General features: G+C 57.3%; 17 protein-coding genes. 6 read left to right on the top strand and 11 right to left on the bottom strand.

Features of this window, described 5'->3' with window-relative positions; translation table 11 throughout:
* The first annotated feature begins 153 nt into the window (after positions 1-153).
* The 3 genes from RSO67_RS10975 to RSO67_RS10965 all read left to right on the top strand — a co-directional run bounded on the left by RSO67_RS10975 (position 154) and on the right by RSO67_RS10965 (position 5,569).
* Positions 154-3,336, top strand: coding sequence for a GAF domain-containing protein (locus RSO67_RS10975; RefSeq protein WP_315843495.1), 3,183 nt, complete (start codon positions 154-156; stop codon positions 3,334-3,336).
* 352 nt (positions 3,337-3,688) lie between these two features.
* Positions 3,689-4,027: an integration host factor subunit beta gene (locus tag RSO67_RS10970; RefSeq protein WP_315843494.1), complete on the top strand. Its 339-nt coding sequence runs from the start codon at positions 3,689-3,691 to the stop codon at positions 4,025-4,027.
* A gap of 387 nt (positions 4,028-4,414) precedes the next feature.
* Positions 4,415-5,569, top strand: coding sequence for a hypothetical protein (locus RSO67_RS10965; protein ID WP_315843493.1), 1,155 nt, complete (start codon positions 4,415-4,417; stop codon positions 5,567-5,569).
* A 157-nt stretch (positions 5,570-5,726) separates the two neighbouring features.
* Here RSO67_RS10965 and RSO67_RS10960 read toward each other — a convergent pair whose 3' ends face one another.
* The 3 genes from RSO67_RS10960 to RSO67_RS10950 form a co-directional block, all read right to left on the bottom strand.
* Entirely contained in the window at positions 5,727-6,377 is a 651-nt protein-coding gene (locus RSO67_RS10960) for an outer membrane protein (RefSeq protein WP_231079541.1), read from the bottom strand.
* A gap of 525 nt (positions 6,378-6,902) precedes the next feature.
* Positions 6,903-7,160 (bottom strand): hypothetical protein, encoded by a 258-nt coding sequence (locus RSO67_RS10955; RefSeq protein ID WP_315843492.1) that lies wholly within the window; start codon positions 7,158-7,160, stop codon positions 6,903-6,905.
* A 267-nt stretch (positions 7,161-7,427) separates the two neighbouring features.
* Positions 7,428-7,847: a hypothetical protein gene (locus RSO67_RS10950; RefSeq protein WP_315843491.1), complete on the bottom strand. Its 420-nt coding sequence runs from the start codon at positions 7,845-7,847 to the stop codon at positions 7,428-7,430.
* A gap of 863 nt (positions 7,848-8,710) precedes the next feature.
* Here RSO67_RS10950 and RSO67_RS30450 point away from each other — a divergent pair.
* Both RSO67_RS30450 and RSO67_RS10940 read left to right on the top strand, forming a co-directional pair.
* Complete coding sequence (locus RSO67_RS30450) at positions 8,711-9,157, top strand: septal ring lytic transglycosylase RlpA family protein (protein ID WP_410001831.1); 447 nt, start codon at positions 8,711-8,713, stop codon at positions 9,155-9,157.
* A gap of 358 nt (positions 9,158-9,515) precedes the next feature.
* Positions 9,516-10,532, top strand: coding sequence for an AI-2E family transporter (locus RSO67_RS10940; protein ID WP_315843490.1), 1,017 nt, complete (start codon positions 9,516-9,518; stop codon positions 10,530-10,532).
* A 645-nt stretch (positions 10,533-11,177) separates the two neighbouring features.
* On the opposite strand, the gene RSO67_RS10935 is transcribed toward RSO67_RS10940, so the two are convergent.
* The 6 genes from RSO67_RS10935 to RSO67_RS10910 all read right to left on the bottom strand — a co-directional run bounded on the left by RSO67_RS10935 (position 11,178) and on the right by RSO67_RS10910 (position 16,521).
* A complete protein-coding gene (locus RSO67_RS10935) occupies positions 11,178-12,041 on the bottom strand; it encodes a hypothetical protein (protein WP_231079545.1) in 864 nt (287 codons plus the stop codon).
* 1 nt (position 12,042) lies between these two features.
* Positions 12,043-12,318, bottom strand: a complete 276-nt coding sequence (locus tag RSO67_RS10930) for a hypothetical protein (protein WP_315843489.1) — start codon at positions 12,316-12,318, stop codon at positions 12,043-12,045.
* Positions 12,319-12,833: 515 nt separating this feature from the next.
* Positions 12,834-13,295, bottom strand: coding sequence for a low affinity iron permease family protein (locus RSO67_RS10925; RefSeq protein ID WP_068738758.1), 462 nt, complete (start codon positions 13,293-13,295; stop codon positions 12,834-12,836).
* 743 nt (positions 13,296-14,038) lie between these two features.
* Positions 14,039-14,254 carry a hypothetical protein gene (locus RSO67_RS10920; protein ID WP_315843488.1) on the bottom strand — a complete coding sequence of 72 codons (216 nt, stop codon included), beginning with the start codon at positions 14,252-14,254 and terminating at the stop codon, positions 14,039-14,041.
* A 167-nt stretch (positions 14,255-14,421) separates the two neighbouring features.
* Positions 14,422-15,261: a DUF1236 domain-containing protein gene (locus RSO67_RS10915; RefSeq protein WP_315843487.1), complete on the bottom strand. Its 840-nt coding sequence runs from the start codon at positions 15,259-15,261 to the stop codon at positions 14,422-14,424.
* Positions 15,262-15,888: 627 nt separating this feature from the next.
* Positions 15,889-16,521, bottom strand: a complete 633-nt coding sequence (locus tag RSO67_RS10910) for a response regulator transcription factor (protein WP_081422136.1) — start codon at positions 16,519-16,521, stop codon at positions 15,889-15,891.
* Between the two features lie 71 nt (positions 16,522-16,592).
* On the opposite strand from RSO67_RS10910, the gene RSO67_RS10905 reads away from it, so the two are divergent.
* Complete coding sequence (locus tag RSO67_RS10905; protein WP_309943785.1) at positions 16,593-17,933, top strand: ATP-binding protein; 1,341 nt, start codon at positions 16,593-16,595, stop codon at positions 17,931-17,933.
* Here RSO67_RS10905 and RSO67_RS10900 read toward each other — a convergent pair.
* Positions 17,930-18,118 (bottom strand): hypothetical protein, encoded by a 189-nt coding sequence (locus RSO67_RS10900; RefSeq protein WP_315843486.1) that lies wholly within the window; start codon positions 18,116-18,118, stop codon positions 17,930-17,932. The genes RSO67_RS10905 and RSO67_RS10900 overlap by 4 nt on opposite strands.
* A gap of 358 nt (positions 18,119-18,476) precedes the next feature.
* Positions 18,477-18,881: a DUF1236 domain-containing protein gene (locus tag RSO67_RS10895; protein WP_315843485.1), complete on the bottom strand. Its 405-nt coding sequence runs from the start codon at positions 18,879-18,881 to the stop codon at positions 18,477-18,479.
* Between the last annotated feature and the right edge of the window lie 403 nt (positions 18,882-19,284).

Below are 19,284 nucleotides of genomic sequence, written 5' to 3'. Positions count from 1 at the left end.
AACGGATAATTGGAACCTGACGGCCGGCAACGAATTGACCAAATTCCGAATTTTATTGAATTTATGGGGTCACGTGAGCCTTTTTCTCAGTCCCGTTCGAAACGCTTCGAGTCGTCGCGACCTTGTACAGCTGCCGCCAGCTGAGGCCTTGGCATGACGGCAATGATGGCTTCGGGGCTGCGCAGTGATGTGCTATCCACATTGGGCGATCATATCCGCCAGATATCAGACCCTGACGATCTTGCGTACGCCGCCGCGGAGACCTTGGGGAGGGCTTTCGGTGTCAGCCGCGCGGGTTACGGCACGATCGACCTTTCCGCTGAAACCATTACGATAAGCCGGGACTGGAATGCGCCGGGCATAAAAAGCCTTGCTGGGGTTTTGCAATTCCGGGATTACGGCAGCTACATTGAGGACTTGAAGCGCGGCGTAACCGTGGTGTTCGCCGACGCCGAAAAAGATGGTCGGGTGGGAGATCAGGCGAAGGCCCTTGAGCTTATTTCGGCACGCGCCTTGGTGAACATGCCCATCCTTGAGCCAAACGGCGTGGTGGCATTGCTCTATCTCAACAATGCCGAAGCACGAGAATGGTCAGACGCCGAACTTGACCTCATGCGGGAGGTCGCTGACCGGACCCGGACTGCGGTAGAACGGCGTAGGGCAGAGGCAACTATTCGGGCGAATGAAGCCCGTCTTGTCTTTCTGGATGACCTCGGCAAAGAAACTGCGAAGTGCCGGAGGGCCGACGAGATTCTATCAGTCACGACCCGGATGCTAGGCCAGCACCTCAACGTGTCTAACTGCGCCTATGCCGACATGGATGAAGATCAGGATGGCTTTACTATTCGCGGCGACTGGGCAGCACCTGGCGCGAAACACATCTTAGGTCACTACAGCCTTGCTGACTTCGGCAGAAAAGCTGTTCAGGAGCTGGGTAACGGCCGACCGCTGATCATCAATGACAATCTTGAAGAATTGGAGCCGGAAGAAGCCCGAACCTTCCAAGATATTGGGATCGGATCCACTATTTGCATGCCCTTCGTGAAAGAGGACCGCTTAACGGCATTGATGGCAATACATCATCAGACCGCCCATCGCTGGGCAGCTGGCGAGCTGGCCCTGCTTGCGGAGGTTACCGAAAGGTCGTGGGCTCATATCGAGCGAGTCCGTTCAGAAGAAGCCGCGCGAGAAGCCGCAGAACGCCTCAGCCTTGCTAACAACGCAGCCGGTATCGGAACGTGGGACTTTGACCCGGTAAATAACGTCCTTCGCTGGGACGCGAGATGCAAAGCTCTGTTTGGCCTTTCATCCGAAGCCGAGATTTCATATGAAAAATCGTTTCTTGCGGGGCTGCATCCTGACGATCGCGAACGCGTTCATCGCGCGGTGACCAACGCCTTGGACCCCTCCTCCTTGGCTGCATATCGCATCGAGTATCGGACGATTGGAATTGAGGACCGGATCGAACGATGGCTCGCCGCAACGGGTGACGCAATATTCGTCAATCACAACGCAGTGCGCTTTGTTGGCACTGTCATCGATATCACGGCGCGCAAGAAATCCGAACGACATCTCAGGATCTTGAATGACACGGGGGCAACCGTCGCCAGGGAACGCAATCTCGAGACCATCGTCCAGACCGTTACGGATGCCGGCCTGGAGCTCTGCGGTGCGGAATTTGGCGCGTTCTTCTACAACGTTCTCTCGCCTGAGGGCGAGAGCTACATGCTCTACGCGCTCTCCGGCGCGCCCCGGTCTGCATTCGCGAATTTTCCGATGCCGCGGAATACAGCAGTGTTTGAGCCGACGTTTCTTGGCACGGCGGTTGTACGATCAGAAAACATCCTCGCCGACCCGCGATACGGCAAGAACGCTCCCCGCAAAGGAATGCCCGAAGGCCACCTTCCGGTGCGCTCGTACCTTGCGGTACCGGTCGTCTCACGCACCGGTGACGTTTTGGGGGGGCTGTTCTTCGGCCATCAGGAAACCGGCAAGTTCCAAGAAGAGCATGAGGCTGCTCTCTTGGGGATTGCGGGACACGCGGCGACGGCCATCGACAATGCGAGGCTGTTTGCGGCTGTCGAAAGGGAGCTCGCCGAGCGGAAACGGGCCGAGGCGGAGTTGCAGGCGCTCAATATCGATCTCGAGCAGCGCGTGGCCACGGAGATTGGCGAACGTTCGAAGGCGGAGGAGCAGCTGCGACAGGCTCAAAAGATGGAGGCGGTTGGCCAATTGACTGGCGGGATAGCTCACGACTTCAACAACATGCTCGCCGTGATCATCGGAGGCTTGAATCTAGCCCGCCGGAAGCTGGCAAAGGGTGACATTGACATCACCCGCTTCATTGACGGAGCCTTGGACGGCGCTAACCGGGCCGCTACCTTAACCCAGCGCTTGCTGGCTTTCTCCCGCCTGCAGCCCTTAGCTCCAGAAGTCATCGTAGTGAATCGTATGATCGCGGGTATGAGCGAGCTTCTCGATCGGTCGCTGGGCGAGACCATTGCAATCGAGACAGTGCTCGCAGCGGGGGTGTGGAACGTCCAAGCCGATCCGGCTCAACTTGAGAGCGCTTTACTCAACCTCGCGGTCAATGCGCGGGACGCGATGCCTCAAGGAGGAAAACTCACGATCGAAACGATGAACGCGTCTGTGGATGCGGCGTATGCCCGACAATACTCAATTGAACCGGGACAGTTCGTTCTCATCGCAGTGACCGACAGCGGTGCCGGTATCAACAGCGATGTGCTGAGCAAAGTTTTTGATCCGTTCTACACGACCAAAGAGGTCGGAAAAGGCACGGGCCTTGGCCTTAGTCAAGTATACGGCTTCGTGCGTCAGTCGGGCGGTCATGTGAAGATTTATTCGGAACTTGATATTGGCACCACCGTGAAAATCTACCTGCCGCGTTTCTACGGCGAGGTTACGACCGATGCTCCTACTGCGGCGGTGCGCGCAGACGTGGGGCAGCATCAAGAGCTGGTACTGGTGGTTGAGGACGAAGAACGCGTGCGAGCGATCTCTGTCGAGACGCTTCGAGAACTTGGCTATTCGGTCATAGAAGCTGCAAGCGCGCGAGAAGCCATTCACCTCATTGAGAACGGCTCACGGCCCGATTTGGTTTTCACGGACGTTGTGATGCCCGAAATGACAGGCAGTGAGCTCGCAAAAGTCCTCCAACCGCTGTTGCCCGACGCCAAGATTTTGTTCACCACGGGCTATACGCGAAACGCCATAGTCCATAATGGCGTTCTGGATGCGGGTACGCATCTCATCTCAAAGCCTTATACAATCAACGATCTCGCAGAAAAGGTCAGGGCGTTGCTTGACGGCCTCTAAAACCAAAGCTGCGGCGCCTTAAGCTGAACGAAAACAACAGATACAGGAGCTCTGGCTGCCGACGTATTCCCTCGATCAACGCGATCAATTGACGCTCCTCGGCTAATGCCCATCGGCCAGATCGAAGGTGCACGGAAGCCTCAACATCGGGAACAGACAGGAAATCGATTGGGATATCGCACTTGGATTATGTAAACAGAAGTGGATGATTTGGTTCCGCTCCAAGATTGGTGAGTGCAGATCAACAGGTCTCGCCGCGTCAGGTTTTTCGACGATGCCCCAATTTATTGCATCTTGACAGTGCAAGCCAGATCGAGGAAATGCGGCCTCCCGCCAAATTTCCGACGTCACGATGGTCAAATCCGAACTTGTTCAACGCATAGCTAAGCATAACCCGCGCCTCTACCAGCGGGACCTTGAGAACATCGTGAACGCGATTCTCGATGAGATCGTCGCTGCGCTGGCACGCGGTGATCGGGCTGAGCTTCGCGGTTTCGGCGCATTCTCGGTAAGGCATCGCCCCGCTCGTGCAGGCCGCACCCCACGTACTGGAAAACATGTTACCGTGCACCAAAAGAGCCTTCCGTTCTTCAAGGCCGGAAAGGAAATGCGCGAGCGCCTGAATCGCGAAAATACTGCGCCGGGAATAAGCGCTGCCTCAAGACCGGCCGCCGGTTTTTCGGGGAGCTAAACCAGCTTTGTCTAACCGTAGGGGGAAGTCTGAAAGCATTTTAGGCGCGATCGCCGAGGACCGGCGCTCTCCTCAAGCGCAGATTTTTTCCTGTCTGGGGAAAATGCATACTGCGTATCACAAAACGAATAGGCGGAAATCTCAACGACATCCGCCACTTTAGCTATTTCATGGATGGCGAGGTACGCAGCACTGGTACGCACCTGCGTACTGCGTACCGTAGGATAAAGGTCTGGTGCCGGATGCCAGCGGTGCGTGCCTTTAATGAAGTTTTTGAGACGGGCTTCGAAGATAGCCGTTCCGATACAGAAGCTACAGCTCACGAGATGTCTTTTGCTTTGCTATCGGACACGTCCATTTCTCCGCATTATGCGCGCACAATGCCTATTGATCGTGAACGTTCAGCCACAATTGGATTGCTCGCGCGGCACGCATCCACTCGCTGGAGCTTTGGGGGACGCTTCGGCCGTGCTGATATCCAGCCAGATCGCGGATCGCAGTCAAAGCTGCTCGTTCAGCCTCGGCCATCGCGGGAGAGGTGTTCGTGGTGACCTGCTCGGTGGCCAGGCCGTTCAGCAGAATGCGGGCTTCCTGCTCGGTGCTGATCGCGGCGACCTTCAGGATCGATCTGCAGTAACGGGCCTTGATGAGGCTTTGGTCGTCTCTCATTCGAGAGCGCTCGGCGGGTTGGGCATTTGGCAGCGTAGGAAGGTCAAGCTGGTTGGTCGTTTTCAAGATGCAGCCTTGGTCGATGGGACCATAGAACAGGCAATCGCCGGCTTAGTTCCCGCCCGTGAAGGCAGATCAAGCTTCTTTCAGCAGGTAGCGAGCGCGGAGCTGCTTCTCTATTCGCACCACGGTCTTTGCCAAATCGGGATAGTGCCGGCGTTCGGTGGCATTCGTCAGCGCGGACCAATTGCCGTTACCGATTGGAATAATCGCAATCCCGGCATTGGGAAAGTTGGAGCCTGCAAGCTTCTCGTGAAAGAGCCAGATCAGCTCGTTGGCGGTCGCTTTCTTTTTAAGCATGGAGGTCAGACTTCAGGACGAGGTGGGAGTCTGACTTTCTGTAAGGGATCACTCCGGGGCGCGCAATTCATATTGATGGCGCAGTTTGTTTACGGTCATTTCCAGCGCGCTATGCAAAGCACCTGGATCAATTCGACCTTCTGTGAAGGCATACAGAGTCCAATTCGTATCGGCTCGAAGGTCACTGTATTGGACGTCGACTGCCTTCAGCGTCTCGCAACCTGGGCGTTTTCTCATCTCCGCGAGGGCTTCGCGCTCCGGCTCCTTTTTAGAAAGTATCACTTTCATCGATTGGCTCCGGCGAGTTTTCCAGAAAAACAGCCGCTGTGGCGGATCGTTCCCGGTCGCGAAGGTTCAGCAATGAATGATCACTCTGTCGCCATGTTTCACGCCGCCCTTAAGGTCGTCATCAAACGTCCAATCATCGTGCTCGATGCGCTCGGCGACTCCGAGATGAGGTGTCAGAACCAGGGGCAGGTCTGGATAGGGCGATCAACGATGTGCGCTGGCTGAGGGTATATTGACTGACAACTCTCACCTTGAGTGAAGAAATGTACCCGCCCCGGAGATGCCCGCGGCGGCCGTAATTGTTCTGATTGCCTCGCCAATCGTCTGGCAAATAGAAAAGGCCGGCATTCATTTGCCGGCCTCTCACTGACGTCAGCAGTCTTTAGAAGGTGCCAGTGCCGAAGTTGCCCAGATTGAAGCGGTAGTTCAGGCCCGCTTTGATCGTGTGCTCGTCGTTTCGGAAGCCGCCGATAGCAAACGTCGGAGTGACGAAACTGGTCGTCCCGAAATCGTAGTACTGATATTCGACCTTGCCCGACCAATTCTGGCTGAACAGATATTCGAGACCGCCGCCAACTGTGTAGCCATCCCGTCCACCATTGCCGGTGAAGCCGTTGGTAAAGCGCGAGTCGGCCCAGGCGTAACCGCCCTTTACGTAAAGAAGGGACGGGCCCCATGTGTAACCGAGACGGCCGGTAACCGAACCGAGACCGCGGTTTGCAAAGCTGCTGCTGGTGTCAATGAAGCTGTAGTTCGCTTCCAGACCAAACACCCAGTTAGGCGCGAACTGTGTGTCCCAACCGATCTGACCGCCGCCCATGAAGCGACCGTCGTCACCGCCGCCGAGAACGTTGTTCGAATTGCCGCGGAAGGCGCCGCCGACGTGACCGCCGATATAGAAGCCGGTCCAATTGTAGATTATCGCGGGCGCCATTGCGGGCGCCTTGGTGTAGGGACGTGCCGCCATGTCGGCAGCCGAGGCCGATGTTGCCGCGAAAAGTAGCGCGGCCGTTGCGAGTAAGTACTTTTTCATGTGTCGCTCCATTTTGAATCTGTAGCGAGATCGTATGAACTAATCCGCCCCACTACCGTCTCTCAAAAGGCACACACGGGGACGATCGCGCCGAAGTTGTCAGCTGCAGGCGGGAACAAATTAAAGCGTGCGGCACCCGCTACCGTCCGGTTCCATGCGTAGGAAGAGCGACGTTGAGCATCCAGCTGATCAGCAAGCCTTGATGGCAGCATGCCGGCGTGACAGGCCTGATCATGGGCACGGATCGAGGCGGGACACCTCCGATATCCAGACTTCGGTATTGAAACTGTCCGCCTGCTGCACCGGGAGCGAGGCGGGTTTCGCATTCAATGGGCGATGCTAGTGATGTCGTTGCGCAGCATTTTTCTAACCCGTACTCTCGTTCTTCTGTCTATCGTCCTCGATTTTCGCGCTGCAGCGATCATGTATTGTTATTGCGAGTGTCGGCGATCCGCACCTAGATGCACTCGAAGTCCGTTTCTTCGGAATGTGGGCAACAAGCCCTACTGACCAATGGCAATCTGACTATTCGTTGCGTTCGACCAGAGACGGGCTATCGCCTCGGAGAAGAGCTCGTGCGTCTTGGATCAGTTCGTTGGCGATCTGTTCGTTGATCAGAAAATCGTAGTGCCCATCTCGGGTGACTAACGTCAGAGTACCAAGGAGCGGGGAATCGTGTATCGACATCACGCCCACATCGAGGGCCAGCAGCGCCTCGAGGTCATCCTCGGCGGGCATGTTGAGTGGTTTGTCATGCAGGGAAGCCGCTGGTTTCGTTGTCATGCTTGAGATCTGGCAAGGTGGGTGTCAGCATGCGGGACACTCATCACTCAGCCCATCGAGCACGCTCTCGACCGCCGCGATCCGCTCCTTTTTGTTTTTGCTCGAGAATGTTCGGTGTACTGCCAGTGACAGCGTAGTCCACAGCGTGATGGCTGTGTCGCAAGCGCATATAGCCGTGGTCGGGGCATGGAGTGATCGCGTGCGCTTCCATCAGTAGATCTGCGGCCCACATCTCGAGTTCATTCTCAGTCTTTCTCTTGGGCATGGTTAGGCCTTCTTGGTTCGTTTCGGCTTTGGAGGAGGCTGCTGCGGGATAGATCGAAATAGTACGTCGCCGATGACGTGCCGCTCGGTCGTCTCGATGCTATCCGCTGCGAACGAGAGGCGATCACGCCAATCCCGTCCCATAGGATCTGCTCTCGTCGCAATGGCGCGAGCCACATCCTCGGTCTCGGCGGGGACGATGGCAATCTGTCTGCTCTTCTCAAGCAGATTCAATGCAGGCGTTAACCGCCACAATCGATTGGTTTCGGGGACCAAAACGGGTGGAGCGGCGACCTCGGTGACGGGCTCGTCTTCGTCGGACATAAGGGGAAAACGACAATCAGCGCGCCATGTTCCTTGGAGAGATGGGGAGCAGCCGGGCGTGCGCTTGCTACCGGGATCGATGATCTGCGTAACCAGCAATCACGGCCCCTACGGCGATGCCGATAATGATGCCAGCGGTCACGTTCCTGATGGCAATGCCGAGGACAGCTCCAAGGCACACCCCTAACGCAATGCCTAGCCCCATCCTCGAAGGATGTTGTTCCATCGGATTCCAAACCAGTTGGGATAAGATAGCTTAGGGAAGCGGCGCGCTGTAAGTCCAGATGTTTAGGGCCCCGGTGGGTCTCTTCGTGGAAAAGGCAAACGCGGGGTCGAACCGGAGCGCCAATCTAACATCAGGCCTTGTGCGCCATCACCGCCACAAAGGAAGCGCCGTCCTCGAAGAACAAATCCTTCATCATCGAGGAGATGGCCCCGAGATCGTGCGCTGCTATTGGGAAGGGCATCACGTTCGCCTTGACAGGTTTTTGGAGAGCCGAATTCGTCCGAGCGCGCACGCTTAAAGAGGCGGCCCAGCGCCCGTTTGGACTCAGGCGCCGAGCCTAACCAACAGCCGCTGAGGAAAGCTGCCGGCTTCGTAAAAAATCAACGCAAACCTAATTCGTTCCTCGGGAAGATCGGCCCGACGGCGGATGGGATCGACCGCCGGGCCGCCTCACTGAACTCGGTGCGGAATGATCCCGAGCCCGGTGATGGAAATTTAGAGAGGCCCGGCGGCGGTCGAGTTGGGTGCGAGGGTACGCCGCCGAGCCCGGAAGGCAGACACACAGAAACTGCCGACCGCGGGAAAAAATTGGCAAAAACAGATTTAGTTCCAACCAAGCCCGGCAGCGAAATGGCCCGACGCTCAACCGAATCCATGAGCGCCGAGCCTGGCCTAAGCGTGGCTTCTAGGGTCACGCCGACCATCGACCTCTAGCATCGCAACCCAAGGAAACTCAATGATCCGCCTGTTCTCCGCGTGCGCTTTGCTGTGCGCATTTTTCAATTCACCGGCGTTTGCCCAGAATTTTCTCGAAGGCGTTGTCTCGATTGGCGTCAAGTTGACCAAGGAAGAAACGCGCATCGCCAGCCAGTACGGCGTTGGGGATGGCTACCACGGCCGTAGGACGGCTTCGGGCGAACGGTTCAACACCTACGCCCTCATGGCCCCGCACAAGAGCCGGCGCTTCGGTAGACACGTCACGGTCACGAACAAGAACAACGGCAGATCGGTGCGGGTCCGCATCACGGACCGCGGCCCGTTCATCAAGGGGCCGCATCGACCTGTCTCGAGCAGCAGCCAACGCAATCGGCATGGGCGGGATCGCGCGCGTAACCGTTCAGTAGCCCACGAGGCCCGAGAGGGCGACCGGGATGACCCGGTCTTGTTTACGGTGCGATTCTAATCGAAGGGGTTTAGCAAATACGAGATGCAGCACGTAAATCCGCAAAAGAACGAAGCCGATACCGAGCGAAGTCGCTGAATTTGGTCGGGCAATTGATGTTGGACTCGGAGCCATTCGAACGCCCGACCCTCACAATCGAAATGCGGTGCTCGTTCATGGCATTGCAACATTTTCCCGATTGGAACTTAACGACAGTCTTTTTTGTTCTTCCCCGACAAACGGGGCGTGATGGATGGTAGAAAAGGCCGGAACGGAAGCGTTGCGCAAGCGACGGATGGTGCACATCGAACAAGCGTCACCCAAAGCAGAGCGAAAGCCTCTACCTTTAGGAGCTGACGCGCGTAGGAACTCCCGGGTCGTGCTTGCCCTGGCCCTTTTCGGCCTCGGGGCATGGACCGCCTCCGCTTTTCTGCCGGCCCTGATATGGGCCACCATTCTCGCAGTTGCCCTGTGGCCGCTGTACCTTAAGTTTGCGGGGCGCTTTTCGTCAGGTCCTTCAAGTCTGGCAGCGTTCATCTTCACCGCAATCGTGGCTTTGGTGCTGTTCACTCCACTTTCACTTGCCATCTACCAAATCGCGCAGCAAGGCGACGTTCTTGTGAGGTGGCTAAAGCAAGCCAGCGAGAGCGGTGTTGAGGTGCCGGATTGGGTCGCGCGTCTACCGCTCGTTGCGGAAACTCTGCAAACTTGGTGGCGCGCCAACCTTTCGGATCCAAAAGCTGCAGCGGCATGGCTTCAAACTGTTAACGCGGATAATGCGTCGGAGTTGTTTAAAACATTCGGCTCACAGCTGCTTCATCGTCTTTTTCTGTTGCTGTTCGCGCTTCTGACCTTGTATTTCCTCCTCCGTAATGGTCGCGCTGTCACGAGCCGTTTCCTCGAGACGTGCGACCGCCTTATCGGCGATCCAGGAGAGGGACTCGTCGAGAAAATGGTCGAAGCGACGCGCGGCACGGTCAACGGTACAATTCTCGTCGCTGTGGGCGAAGGATTGCTTATTGGTGTCGGATTCTTGGTCGCCGGTGTACCGACCCCCGTGATGTTTACTATAATAACCATAGCATTCGCGATGTTACCGTTCGGAGCCTGGTTGGCTTTCACCGCGGCGGCATTAGTCTTGGTCTCCGGCGAAGGCAGTGGGTTTGCGGCCGCTGGGGTGTTTCTATGGGGTGCGATCGTTATGCTTGCTGGCGATCACTTCGTATGGCCCACTCTGGTCGGTGGTTCGGCGCGACTTCCCTTTCTTCTAGCATTTGTTGGTATCTTCGGAGGTATTGCTGCGTTTGGCCTGTTCGGCTTATTCCTAGGGCCTGTCATTATGGCAGCACTACTGACCGTGTGGCGCGAGTGGATCTTCCGGCCAGTGCCGCAGTAACTTTGTGATCCTCCGCAAAATGAAAGATTTCCATATGAACTACGCTAGCAACTAACAAACCAATGAGGTGCCTTTGCCGTCACAACATCAGTAATGGTCCAAAGATCGTGGCCCGCGGGAGGGGCCCACACGGCAGAAATCAGCTTTAAGTCAAGGCGTTCTGCGCGGAATTTATTAATTTCTCAAGCCGATCCCCGGCATTGATGTAGTTCACCTTCAGCGCCGCGAAGCTCGCGCGCAGGCAACAAAATAATGGGTCTAGCCGCGTCTAAGCAAGAATTACTCGACTAGAGGGTTCACCAGATCGCGCCCGTCAGCAGTGGCGAATCCGCGCGGCAACGAAAGGCAACTCGTCGTCTTACAACACCCGACCGGCGAAACGGCCGGTCTTGGCGCACGGCCATTGTGAGGTTCAGTGCCTTGCTGTGAGTGACCTCCAGCCCGCATGTGGCTCGCGTAGACGGCTTGCTTCAGGTTTCGCCCACAGGCGTCATACGCGCCATCGAACGGCTTGGCCTAACATATCCAAGCGAAATCTAAAGCCCCCGTCGTCCGCCTTAGCCGCTGTTCAGTATAAGACTTGCGGCAGCCAAGGTTAGCGAGAAGATCGGCGCATTCAATTCGATCTACTACGTTCCACCTAACTCACGCGACCTCACGTCGATAGGCAGCTCCAGATCCGCGAGCACCCATCCAATGCGGCATCGCTGCGCCGTCGCGGTGGCTGCCGCCGACGCTGGCGGCGGCCACCGCGATCACAGCGCCCAGCAATATGGCCGCCGCGACGGAGAAGGCCAGGATCACTGAACTCCGTCGAGATTTGGCTATCGACGCTTGAGAGGTTGCAATCGCGGCATCGACCCGTTTTTCCGCCTCTGCGCCGGCGAGACCGGTGTTCGCGGCAACGAGTTGAGCAAGATAAGATCGATCCTCGCTGCTCATTCCCGAGTGGCTCGACGAGGTCAAGAGAATTCTTCCCGCCTCCGCACGTTCCTGCAGAAGGTCTACGTTTGCGGCGCGACGCAAGGGCCTGAACAGGCGGTCGATCTCGTAGCTTAGCAAAGGCTCCGCAGCGCTGGTGCGTGCTGACGATCCGTTACTGTTCGGCCGTGTTAGTGTCGCGCTTCCAATGAAGGCCGCAAGCGCTACGCCAAGAACAACGGCAAGCGCCCACGCAGCGAGTCCATGTAGACCATCGCGCTGTTCAATTTCGGCGGTATCCAAAGCAGCGAGACCGACATTTGTCCGCCCGGCAATATAGCCTCCCACTCCGAAACTCAGCGCGGCTTGGAGAATGAGATAAAGTCCCGACAATATCCAAAGCGCAGCGGAGGCGTCCCGCCAAGTCGGAGCCGTGGATGAAACGCCAAGTCCGATCGTTACGCCAAAGGCCAGCAGAATTGACGAAAGCGCGGTCGCTATGAGGGCACCGAGGATTACTGGCGTCCAGCTCAAATACCTTGACGGGACTTCAATGGAAGCTGCGGCAGGTTCAATCGATTTAATCATCTCAGCGCAGCCCGAAGAATGACAACACGGCCAAGATGACGACGATTAATCCCACCAGATAAATCAAACCATTCATCGTTCTTCTCCTCGTTTTGTTACCGTCAGAGCCTGCAGTCCTCACCGCTGTATTCAAAAGCAATCGCTCGCCCGTCTGCATGAATCGAATTTTTTGCCCTGCGTTTTCAAACTCTCGAATATTGCTTATTGTTCCCGACGCGTTGAGGCTCGCGGCCTCGAGCGACGGTGGCTCTACCTGCCGCCAGGGGTTGCGGCGCATCCTCATCGCTCGCTTGTCTCTTCTCGGCCTCGAACGTATTCCCCAACCGGGAAAAGATGATTGTGGCCGAAGGCGCCCGTCGGGATGGCCTTCGGGCGGTAAAAACGAACTCGCGTGCAAACGGCGAATAGGCCTGCTAGCAGCAAAGCTAGAATGTCAGCAGAGCTCATCAGTTTCCGGCTCTTTTCGGGACGCTGGAGGCTGTCGTCCATGAGAGTCGGATTGATTGGCAAGCGGGAGCTAAACCGACTCAATGTTCTCGCACGGTTGAGCAGTAAGACTGACAGGTGCAGCTGCGGCCGGCGGTCGTCGAACATTCGGTGGTCCGACGACGTCCATGATCAGGCGACCGTCTTGGTCAGGAATGTCCCGAGGCCGTCGATCTTCACCGCCGGACCCAGTTCGGCAGGATGCCGAGCGTCGTCTAGTCCTGAGCCGGCGTATGGACATGGCGACGACGAAAGTTACGATGAGGGGGGGTGCGAAGCCAGGACGGAACCCTCATCATCCGTCCATCAGGACCCAGCGGCGTCCGCGGCTTCGCGAGCTTTCTCGCCCATGCGTTGCACAGTCCTTTCACCGACCTTCTCGGCAGCAGCACGTGCCTCGCACTTGGTCCGGATATCCTCTAATTCCTCGTCGGTCAGATGCTCGATGCCGACGAATGAGTTATGAGCGGCACTCGTTCGGATGAGTTCGTCTAGCTTCACCTGAATGGCGGCGCTGTCTCGGTTCTGAGAGTTCTGGATGAGAAAGACCATCAAGAACGTCACAATCGTCGTCCCAGTGTTGATGACAAGCTGCCACGTGTCCGAGTAACCGAACAGAGGACCGGTCACGGCCCAAATGATCACGACGGCGGCTGCGACGATGAACGTCGTGGCTCGACCCGCGAGTTGAGAAGTCTTGTTAGCAAGGTCTCCAAAAAAGCGGGAAAATCCGCTGCGACGTTCGTTGTTTGACACTATTGAATCCATTTTCCGGTGCGACCTTCCACAACATGCCGTGCAAATTCAAGGCAGACCCGCGTTTTGCGATGGTAATTTATGGGTCGAGCGCTTGGTCACGCCAGGGGCCACATTTCTTGGCACCCATGGATGACGTGACGCTCAATAGCCCAACAATCCTTACGCGCAAACGCTGTAGCAAGCTCACCAGGTCAAGGGTAGTTGCTCGGAATCCTCAGGTTGCATCACTTGTGGCCTTGAAATGCGCCGGCTTGCATAGTGCGGCGTCTGGCGCATCTTACGCCGGCGGGGCGTTTCTGTGACTTGGCGGAACTCAGTTGGCTTGCGCTCGGCGGTGTTTGTAGAGGCGAGGATAGGTGTCGGCTTCGCCGGCTCGACAGCAGCCGGTTGTAGGTGAACTTGACGCGGAGCGGATCCGCCGCCTTCGCCGCGCAGGCATTCTTCGGAGTAGTATGGCCAGTTTTGCTTTTCGCACACGCTATCGGCAGCAGTTTGCGAAACCCGTGCGGCGTCTTGGTCCATAGGCGCTCTGCCTGATGCGATTAGCGCGTCAGAAGCTCCTGCGGGGGCATTAGGCACCGCGGAGCCCTGGGTCGCAAATGCTAACGTGATGAAACCAGCGAAGATGATTAAGCCAGCTGCACGTCGATCGAATGTCCTTAGAAAAGTCATGCGGATAACCTTGTCAGAAAAGGAGGAGGTGGCCCATGCGGGCCACTTCCTAGGATCAATCCCAACGATGACGGCGCTGCTTAATCACTACCACCCGGTCGCGATTGCGCCAGCCGCGGTGCCATCCATGATCGCGGCGATATTCCGCGCGAGGGGCCGCGGTAGCCGCGGTCATAGTCGCGGGACATTCCGTGATCCTCGCCGATGCGAACGCGCACGTCCTGCGCACTTGCAAAGGTCGGGGTAGTTATGGTCGCCACGACGGCAGCGGCAAATGCGTAAGTTGATAACTTCATCTTCAAGCTCCCTTGTTCAACCGAGACGCCAACGGGATAAAGTGGCAATCGTTCCGCTGTAGCTGCATTGATCCGCACAAGGCCAAAAAAAACTGCCCGCGGATGTGGACCCGGGGCAGTAGAGTGAACGAGGAACGAGTGTCTAGCGCCACAAGGCGGCGCCGGGCCTAACCTTCGATGATGTAGACGATCTCATGCGTCTGCGGTCGAAGGATAACGTAACGACCATTGACCAGAATGAAGTCGTATCCGCGCCATTCTGGATAGATTTCGATCACTCGCGTTGGGAGCGGGTGCACGCGCACTGTAGACGGTACCGTCACGCCTACTGAGATGTTGAAGTTCACATTGCGAACTTCCTCGACCTTTTCTTGCCGGATCGCACTAGTGATCTGCGTGCGCTTTTCAGCAGGAAGGGCAACGGTTGCAGACGTCGCGGCATTGCCCGTCGTAGACGCGGAGCCGGCCTTGCCGTCGCCGGTTTTCGCGTCAGTGGCAGCCTTGGTATCAGTTGTCGACTTGGTGTCCGTCGCGGACTTCGCGCCCTTGGTGTCGGGGCGCTCTTGCGCAGAGGTCCCGGCTTTATCCGACGGAGCGACGGCAGGCTTATCCTGGGCGGTCGTTGCTGGTTTGGCAGGCGCGGCCTTCTGGTCGGAGGCCGCCTTGGCATCAGGTGCAGATCTGGAATCGGTCATCGACTTGGCGTCACTCGCAGTCCCCTTTGCAGCGGGCATGTTGGTCGAAGGAGCCTCGCCGGCCCGCGGTGCTGATGCGGCAGGTGCATCGCCGCCCTTTGATCCGCTCGCCCCGCCGCCCTGCGCCAGAGCGAAAGCAGTCGTGGCAATCAAGGCAATGGCCGCAGCCGATCCTATCAATCTCCTATTCATTTTATGACCTCCACTGTCGAGACCGCTCATTCGGTCTTGCGCAACAACAGCGAAAGCAGTTTCTTGGTTCCGTTCTTGGATGACAACTCCGGGTAAAAGAAGCAATACGGGCGGCGCCATATTCCAAAAGACGCACTGATGACAGCAGTTGGCCTCGTAACGCCGAGCTCAGGAACCCATCGCAACCCGGGAACTTGTGTCAACGGCCGCATGGTGCGGTCAAAGGAGAGCAATATGAAACGGATGATGATCGCCGGGGTCGCGGCCCTTTTGTTGACGGCGGGAAGTGGAGCGGCCGTGGCCGCTATGCCGCTAGCGCCGATGACAGCTTCGGGCGATGCAATCGAGATAAAGGGCGGCCACGGTCATGGTCATGGCCACATGCATCGCGGTGGACGCGGACATCATTACGGCTGGTCCCGCGGGCGCGGGCATCATTACGGCTGGAGCCGCGGCCGCGGTCATCGTCATCATTGGTGATAAGTCCGGCGGACGCGATTAAGCGTCCGCCACTCGTTCCGCGCCTGGCGCTGTTGTTGCGCTGCGCCCACGCACGCAATGCAGCAGCGTTTCCACAGTGAATTTCGCGCGGATCCGGCGACAGGCGTCGCGCCTCCCTAAGACTGTAGCCGCACTTTCTCCCATGTCATAGGAACCCTAGCCACTTGTCGATCCACGTCCTTAGGCTTTAAGCCTGCGGCTGGAGCTGTGCCGAAAGAAGTGGCCAAGACTTGATCGTGAAGAACTCTAATTTAAGCCCATCTCGACGGCTATACGGATAAGATCGGAGTGGTTCCGTGCGCCCAGCTTCTGCTTCAATAGGGACGTGGTATTTGCTACCGTCTTGTAGGAGATGCCGAGCGCGTCGGCGACCTCAACGATCTTGTCGCCCCGGCCGAGGAGCCGAAGAATTTCCAGTTCCCGGGCCGACATGCTGGTGGCCGGATTTGCCCGGATAGCAGCGCCTGAGAACGTTACTGTCTTTGCGAGATGCGGCGAAATGAAGTTCTCACCCGCAGCCACTTTGCGTACTGCCTTGATGAGCAGGCGCGGATCGTCGCCCTTAGAGACATAGCCTTGGGCACCGAGCTCGATAGCTCGGACCACAAAGGCTGGATCGTCATTCATGCTGAACATGATAATACGCGCGTCGGGATCATCCTTGCGGATACGACGCATCAACTCGAAGCCGGATAGATCCGGCAGATTGATGTCGATGATCGTTACGTCGGGCCGTTTAGATAGATAGGCGCGGTGCCCCGATTTCTCATCGACCGCCTCATCGATGGATATTGTAGGGTCCGACGCAAACAGCGAACGGCAGCCCGACACCACGACGGGGTGGTCATCGACAATCAGGAGCTTCACAGGCTGTGCCATCGGCGGGACAATCTCGCAATTATGCTATCCATATTGGATTTCAACGCTTTGACCAGAGGAATGGTGCCGGGTTGACCAATTTAATGATTCCAATGTGGACGACTTTGTCGCTGCGTGCACGCATTTGCGTGCTGCTGGGCGGCATGTTTCTGAGCGCCCTGATTGCCGGCCTCGCTTTGCTATGGATTTTCTCCTCGGATCAAATTTTGGAGGAAAACGAGCCATCGGCGCGGTCGGCAATCACCGTCGCGGCGGGTTTGAACGCCGCTCTCGCGGCCTCCACAAGACCCGACGCAATCCTTGCGGCGTTCGTCGATCAGCTCGGTTCGACACCTGCGGACGCGATCCGGTTTCGCCGTGATGGCGAGGTGCATGCACCGGAGCAGGGCAAGACGTCCGGCAGGGTCCCGGAATGGTTCGTGAAAGCGCTGTTCGTGCCTGACCTTGCGCAGCATATTCCCGTCCTGGTCCAAGGTCGCCGGGTCGGCGATCTTATTTTCGAACCAGATCTCTCTGCGCAGATCTACGAGAAATGGATCGGCTTTCTCTCGCTTCTCGGGTCACTCGTCGGCATGGCATTGCTTGCCGGCCTCTTGTCGTTTGTGACGATTGGCGCAGCGCTGCAGCCCTTACGCGATCTCGCTGAGGGGCTGGCACGGCTCCGCACTGGTGACTTCTCGAAGAAAGTCGATTGTTCCGGCCCCCCTGAAGTTCGGGAAAGCTGCTTGTCCGTGAACGAGCTTGCTTTGACTCTCGGTCGCCTCAGTTCAGAGAACCGAAGTCTATTACGAAGGATGATCTCCATCCAAGATGAGGAGCGACGTGACATCTCGCGTGAGTTGCACGATGAACTTGGTCCGCTTCTGTTTGCTATCCGGGCTAACGTTACTGCTATGATCGACGACCGCGGCAGCGGCACCAACCGGTCCATGGGAGAGGAGCGTGTGCTGCAGGCGGTGGAGGCTTTGCAAATCGCCAACCGCCGCATTCTTGAGCGGCTGCGACCAATGCTCATCGAAGAGCTGGGTCTGGATGCTAGCATTCAAAAGCTTTTGCGTGACGTACACACGCAGGTGCCTGAAATGGCCGTGACATTCGAGATCGATCCCCGGATCGTCACGGCGGACAGTGTGGTCGCTCAGACCGTATACCGTTTGCTGCAGGAAGGCATCACCAACGTCCTGAAACATGCCGGTGCGTCTAAGATGAGCGTGAAGACCGAGGTGACGAACGAAGCTATTCTGGTCGAGGTTGCCGATAATGGTGCGAGGGCGCCCCTGGAGCCGAAATTCGGCCGGGGCCTGACGGGGATGCAGGAGCGCCTCCGCGCCTTAGAAGGTAAGTTTGACTACATCCGTGCCGACGGATGGACAACAATCCGGTGCAGCTTACCGCTGGCAGCGCCGGATTAGGTTGGACCGGTTGTCTTTGCCATCGGCGTGATCTCAAAACCGGCCAGCGAGAGAGCCGTGATCACTACCTTTGCAACGCAGGTCGCTTGCTCGCTCGTTATCGGCAATTTTTCTCCGTTGCGGTTCTCGATAGCACAAGTGCTAATAGCCTCGGCTATGATCGTCATTAGCTGGAAGTCATCCACCTCTAGCAACTCCTGAACAAAGCAACGACCTGCTTAAGTCTTTAGGAACGGCACGTTGAATAGGCAGGGCTTGGGGCCTCCGATCTATTATTTGACGATGCGAAACGCCGCGTCCCGGGCACGGCGGGTCTTCCGGCTGACGATGATGCGCCATGCTGCGCAATGAATCGGTGGGCCTCCAGCCCTTTGCGGAGGAGCTTTTTGTCGGAGAGCTGTCGCTTTCGCCGATGACAAATAGAACTCCCAGCAGTACGGCGCCGACCCACACGAAATATTGAAATATGGGCAAGATGATCCTCCCATAAAGACGCACCGAACTGGTCGAGGCGGCCCTTTCGGCCCGCCTCGAAAAGCGCGCTTAGTCGATCACTTCGACAATCCGACGGGTGCCCGGGTCGACCAGTACGGTCCGATCGTTGACCACCGTGTAGCGATAGGCAGTGGAACCGTACTCTCGCGGAACTTCATAATAGGTGACGCCTCTGTCGGGCAATACAGCACCGACGCGTAGCTCGCGGTCATATCGGTACGACGGGTGACGGCGCTCGGTGACGTAGCTGTGGAAGCGGGGACGGTTGGCCTCGGAAATGCCGCCTGCCGTGGCGCCGGCGGCAGCGCCAACGGCGGCACCGACAGGGCCGCCGACGGCGCCACCGACGATCGCGCCGCCGACGGCTCCGCCCGCTGCTCCATTCTGAGCGAGGGCAGGCGAGAAGTAGGCCAGCGAAGCGATTGCAATGGCAGCCGTGGAAATGAATTTCATGATCGTCCTCCTGGTGTGTTGGCGGGGTGAAAACTGCCAACACTTAAGGTCGTTCCGTCGAATTGCCGCTTTATCCCGACATTTTCCATCGATTGTGTGGAAGGCGGGGAAACGGGTTCTATCCGAATGATCGGAGACCGCGCGCCCACGTTGGTACTCGCTAATACATTGACTTATGTGACCTATCATAACTACTGAATGTGTTTCAGAAAGCGTAGTGCTGACTATTATGAGCCGTGGGAGAAACGGACGAGCGGGAAATCCTGGTATCTCGATTGCTGCCGAGGAGGAAGACAGCTTCATATAGAGCGCGGGGATTTGGACGCGCATCCGGCGTCGGAGGAATTGCTTGTCGCCATGCCGGGATTGACCGCTATGAGCTCGTGGAAGGTCAGATTTTCTG

The organism is Tardiphaga sp. 709 (assembly GCF_032401055.1).
Lineage (GTDB): Bacteria > Pseudomonadota > Alphaproteobacteria > Rhizobiales > Xanthobacteraceae > Tardiphaga.
This window is presented reverse-complemented; position numbering and strand designations above follow the sequence as displayed.